5 protein-coding genes and 1 pseudogene are annotated in these 4,480 nt (G+C 63.6%); 4 read left to right on the forward strand and 2 right to left on the reverse strand.

Features of this window, described 5'->3' with window-relative positions; genetic code table 11:
* From ACXJ7R_RS25525 to ACXJ7R_RS25535, 3 genes and pseudogenes are all read left to right on the forward strand, one after another.
* Nucleotides 1-274, forward strand: a pseudogene (locus ACXJ7R_RS25525) (hypothetical protein); the annotation flags it as partial.
* Nucleotides 275-420: 146 nt separating this feature from the next.
* The gene (locus ACXJ7R_RS25530) at nucleotides 421-1,224 is read left to right on the forward strand and encodes an alpha/beta fold hydrolase (RefSeq protein ID WP_457154252.1); all 804 of its coding nucleotides are present in this window, start codon (nucleotides 421-423) and stop codon (nucleotides 1,222-1,224) included.
* Nucleotides 1,225-1,339: 115 nt separating this feature from the next.
* On the forward strand, nucleotides 1,340-1,957 hold the full coding sequence (locus ACXJ7R_RS25535; RefSeq protein WP_457154253.1) for a hypothetical protein: 618 nt from the start codon (nucleotides 1,340-1,342) through the stop codon (nucleotides 1,955-1,957).
* Here ACXJ7R_RS25535 and ACXJ7R_RS25540 read toward each other — a convergent pair.
* Entirely contained in the window at nucleotides 1,941-2,870 is a 930-nt protein-coding gene (locus ACXJ7R_RS25540; RefSeq protein ID WP_457154254.1) for a metallophosphoesterase family protein, read from the reverse strand. The two genes, ACXJ7R_RS25535 and ACXJ7R_RS25540, sit on opposite strands and share 17 nt — an antisense overlap.
* A gap of 52 nt (nucleotides 2,871-2,922) precedes the next feature.
* On the opposite strand from ACXJ7R_RS25540, the gene ACXJ7R_RS25545 reads away from it, so the two are divergent.
* A complete protein-coding gene (locus ACXJ7R_RS25545; RefSeq protein ID WP_457154255.1) occupies nucleotides 2,923-3,420 on the forward strand; it encodes an NUDIX domain-containing protein in 498 nt (165 codons plus the stop codon).
* Here ACXJ7R_RS25545 and ACXJ7R_RS25550 read toward each other — a convergent pair whose 3' ends face one another.
* The gene (locus tag ACXJ7R_RS25550) at nucleotides 3,421-4,410 is read right to left on the reverse strand and encodes a glutathione S-transferase family protein (protein WP_457154256.1); all 990 of its coding nucleotides are present in this window, start codon (nucleotides 4,408-4,410) and stop codon (nucleotides 3,421-3,423) included.
* Between the last annotated feature and the right edge of the window lie 70 nt (nucleotides 4,411-4,480).

The following is a 4,480-nucleotide window of genomic DNA, read 5'->3' on the forward strand; positions in this document are numbered from 1 at the left end:
ATTCATGCTCGGCAACACGAACAAGGCGGTCGCGGCCAGCATGGCACTGAGAACGACGGCAACGAAATCGCACTATCTTGCGGCGCGGCTGATCGGTGCGAAGGCTGCCGGACAGGACCATCTGGTCAGCACGCTGCTGGGCGAACTGAACACCCAGTTCCCTAAATTTGCCGCCGATCCGCGCGCGACCTTCGTCGAGCGGAAATATCCGGCCGACCTGACCGACCGGCTGGTCCAGGCTCTGCGCGCCGCAGGGCTCGGCAACGCAAGCTGACACAATCGACATCCACAGATTAGGCGCGCCGGGACTGTCCGCAACCGCGCAAATCGCGAAGATTTTACTGGTCATCACGCTAGACTGGGGGCAATTCAGCCACAGTTGGTGTCGCGCATCCTGCAATAACAAAAAAATCAGCCTTCATGACCGCATCGCTTTTTGTCGCCGAACAGGGTGTTGGCTCGAAGGCCATCGTCCTGCTGCATGGTTTCGGCGGCTGCCACGATGTCTGGCGCGAGGTGATTTCTTCCCTGGCGCCCGCCACGCGCACGCTGGCCTATGATCTGCCGGGGCATGGGCTGTCGCTCGATTTTCCCGGAGCCGGTCCGGCCAAGGTGGCGGCCAGGGCCGTGCTCGCCGATCTGTCGGAACGCAGGCTGAAGCGTGTTCATCTCGTGGGCCACTCGATGGGCGGTGCGGTGGCAATGCTGATGGCGCTGGCCGAGCCTGGAAAAGTCGCCTCGCTGACGCTTCTGGCGCCAGGCGGTCTTGGCCCCGAGATCAATGGACCGTTGTTGCGCCGTTATGGCGGCGCCGCGAACCGGTCCGAAATCCGCGCCTGCCTTGCCGCCATGTCCGGGCCCCACAGCCCGCCCCAGAAGCGTGTCATGGACGCGCTTTGCCGAATGCGCGGACGTCCAGGCCAAGTGCCGAAGCTGGTCGAGATCGCCACCGCCATGACCATGGACGATCGGCAAGGCGTCATCCCGCACGATCGTCTCGACGGATTGAACATGCCGGTGATGGTGGCGTGGGGAACCGACGACGCAGTGTTGCCCTTTACCCAGGCGGATGATCTGCCGGCGCATTTTCATGTCCACCATGTGCTTGAGGTCGGCCATATGCTGGCCGAGGAAGCACCCGACCTCGTCGCCGAGATCATTCGCCGCAACACCAACCGGCGCGCCAGGCCGCTGCGCCAGAAATTCGCTGCTGCTGCCAGCTGACCTTTTTCGCGCACAGCCGCCTGCTGAACGCGCCTCGATCCCGTTGCTCTCGCCAGTGCATTTTACAGGCGGCTGTGTTAACCCCGTGTTAACCAAACCCGCGAGGCGAACGCCGATGAAGGAAGCAGGCGAGAAGACCATCGATCAGTCGAGGCAACTGTCGGATGCCGTCCGTGATGTGAAGAATGCCTTCGCCGACCGCGACGACGTCGTCGTCGACATGCGCGAAGCCCATCGCATGCGCCTCGAGCTGCTTGCTGCCGAACTGGCGCCGGTTTTTGCCGATGTTCCCGCCGACATGGACAATTTCGACTTTGTCGTCTCGTCCGGCTTGCAGCCACGCCTGTGGATCGATGCCGTCAGCCATGTCGCCATGGGGCGCGATCGCCGCACCTATCGCTTTCTCAGGGACACCCGCATCGGCCGGGTGGTGCTTGCCGAATCGACCGACATGAAGCCCGTTGCTGATCAGGTGACGCGCTATGTTGCCGAGCGGATCGTCGAGCGCCAGAAGATGATGGAAGGCGGGGTCGAGCCGGCCTTCGCCGGCTTGACACGCGCCGATGTGCCGGAAGCCGAACCGCCACTGCGCTCGAAGACGCGCGGCAAGGCCTGGTCGGCGTTTCTGTCGGGCCTTGGCCTGGTCGCCGCCGGCGCTCTGGTCGGACTGGTGGTGTCGGTCATCCTGTTGTGGGACCGCATCGTGGCCATGGTTCTCAACGTGCGGCCATAGCCGCACCGGCCTCCGCGCCAAGCTCCAGCGTCTGCAGATCGGACGGCGGTATGGACGGCCCGGTCAGGCCGCGCCGCGTCAGCCGGATCCGCCAATTGCCCTTTTCGCCATCGATGTCGAACAGATTGTACTGCGCCGCCGGGTGCTTGCCGCCCGGCGCCTGGCCGGCGGCGGCAACCCCGACCACCGGAACCTTGGCGCTCCGGTTGCCGATGAAGAACAGCGACGGCAGATGCGAATGGCCGTGCAGGACAAGTTCGGCGCCATGGCGGCGAATGATCTTGTGGAAGCGGGCAATGCCGAAGAGCCGCTTGTGCTGCGAGACGGCGCCGCGCACCGGCGGATGATGGATCATGATCGCGCGAAACAGCCCTTGCCCGGCCGTGGCGTCGAGCAGCTTGCCAAGTCGTTTCGCCTGACCCTCCATGAAGAAGCCATTGGCCATGAACGGCGCCGTGGCACGCGCTGTCGAGATGCCGATCAGCGCGACATCGCCGCGCACGCGYAGATAGGGGAATGCGTTGCGGTCGACCGGCGTGTTGACACCGTCGCCACTCATCCAGGCCGCCCAGGACCGGCAGACCTTGTCGAAGGCGCCGGGCACATAGGCATCGTGGTTTCCAGGAACGACCGAGACATCCTGCGGCGATCCCAGCGTCTCCAGCCAGTGCCTGGCCATCTCGATCTCGCCGTCGAGCGCCAGATTGACCAGGTCACCGGTGACGGCGAGGTGGTCAGGCGTGTTCGCCTTGATGTCGGCGACGATCGCGTCGATGACGGCATCATGCATATGGCGGCGGCGGTTGCGCTGCCAGTTGACGTAGCCGAGCACGCGCTTGGAGGCGAGATCGCGATAGGATACATCGGGGAGCGGCCCCAGATGGACATCGGAAATATGCGCGAGCCTGAACATCCATCCTTCATATGCGACGCGCCCCCCGCTTTCCACCACGGTTTCGCACCTGATGCAGACTGATCCGGAGAAGACCTTCCGTCAGACCGGTTGGGCGGGCCTCCGGGCCCGCTTGTTCCATCTCTATTTCGTGTTGCGGCGGCCGATGACGCTCGGCGTGCGCGGTCTGGTTCACGACACGGCATCCAATTCCGTCTTCCTCATTCGCCACACTTATGTGCCGGGCTGGCAGCTTCCTGGCGGCGGCGTCGAAGTTGGCGAGACGCTTGGTGAGGCACTGGCGCGCGAACTGGCCGAGGAAGGCAACATCACACTGACCTCATCGCCGGCGCTGAGGTCGATGCATTTCAACCGTCGGGCCAGCCAGCGCGACCATGTCGGTCTCTATCTGATCGAGCATTTCAGTCAGACGGCGCCGAAGCTGCCGGACCACGAGATCGCCGAGTCCGGCTTCTTTCCCCTGGACCGTTTGCCGGAAGGCACGACACCAGCGACGCTACGGCGGATCGCCGAGGTTTTTGGCGGCGAGCAGGCATCGCCCTACTGGTGATCACGCCGCCTTCTTGAACCTTCCCCGGTCATGCCGCGCGTCATAGTCCAGTTCCGGCCCAACCGGCACGATCCGTGTCGGGTTGATCGTCTCGTGGCTGCCGTAATAATGCGCCTTGATGTGATTGAGGTTCACGGTCCCGGCGACGCCCGGCACCTGATAGAGGTCGCGCAGATAGTTGGACAGGTTCGGGTAGTCGGCGATGCGGCGCAGATTGCATTTGAAATGGCCGACATAGACCGGGTCGAAGCGCACCAGCGTGGTGAACAGCCGCCAGTCGGCTTCGGTGATGTGGTCGCCCACCAGATAGCGTTGCTTTGAGAGGCGGTCTTCCAACGTGTCGAGTGCCGCGAACAGCTCGCCGAACGCTTCCTCATAGGCGCCTTGCGTGGTGGCGAAGCCGGCGCGATAGACGCCGTTGTTGAGGGCGGGATAGACCAGCGCGTTGATCGCATCGATCTCGCCGCGCAGCGCCTTGGGATAGAAATCGAGGCTGGCATCGCCCCATTCGTCGAAGGCCGAATTCAGCATCCGGATGATCTCGGAGGATTCGTTGGAGACGATGGTCTGCTCCTTTTTGTCCCATAGCACCGGCACCGTCACGCGGCCGGAATAGGCAGGATCGGCCTTGGTGTAGATCTGGTGCAGAAAATCGAGGCCGTAGAGCGTGTCGCCGGTCGCGCCATCCTGCGCCACGAACGTCCAGCCATTGGCGCCCATGAAATGATGCACCACCGACACCGAAATGATGCCTTCCAGCTTCTTCAGCGCGCGAAAGATCAGCGTCCGGTGCGCCCACGGGCAAGCGAGCGAGACATAGAGATGGTAGCGGCCGGGCTCCGCCTTGAAGCCGCGGCTGCGGCCCGCAGGCGGCGTCCCGTCGCGAGTGATCCAGTCGCGCCACTGCGATTGCGTGCGCACGAACTTGCCTCCGCTGTCCTTGGTGTCATACCAGCGGTCCTGCCATTTACCTTCGACCAGCAATCCCATCGCATGTCCTTTCCTGCTTGCTTCCCATGTAGGGCACGAAGGCACGCCGTGGAATCACCTGGTGCTGAAC

It is taken from the genome of Mesorhizobium sp. P5_C1 (assembly GCF_054049815.1).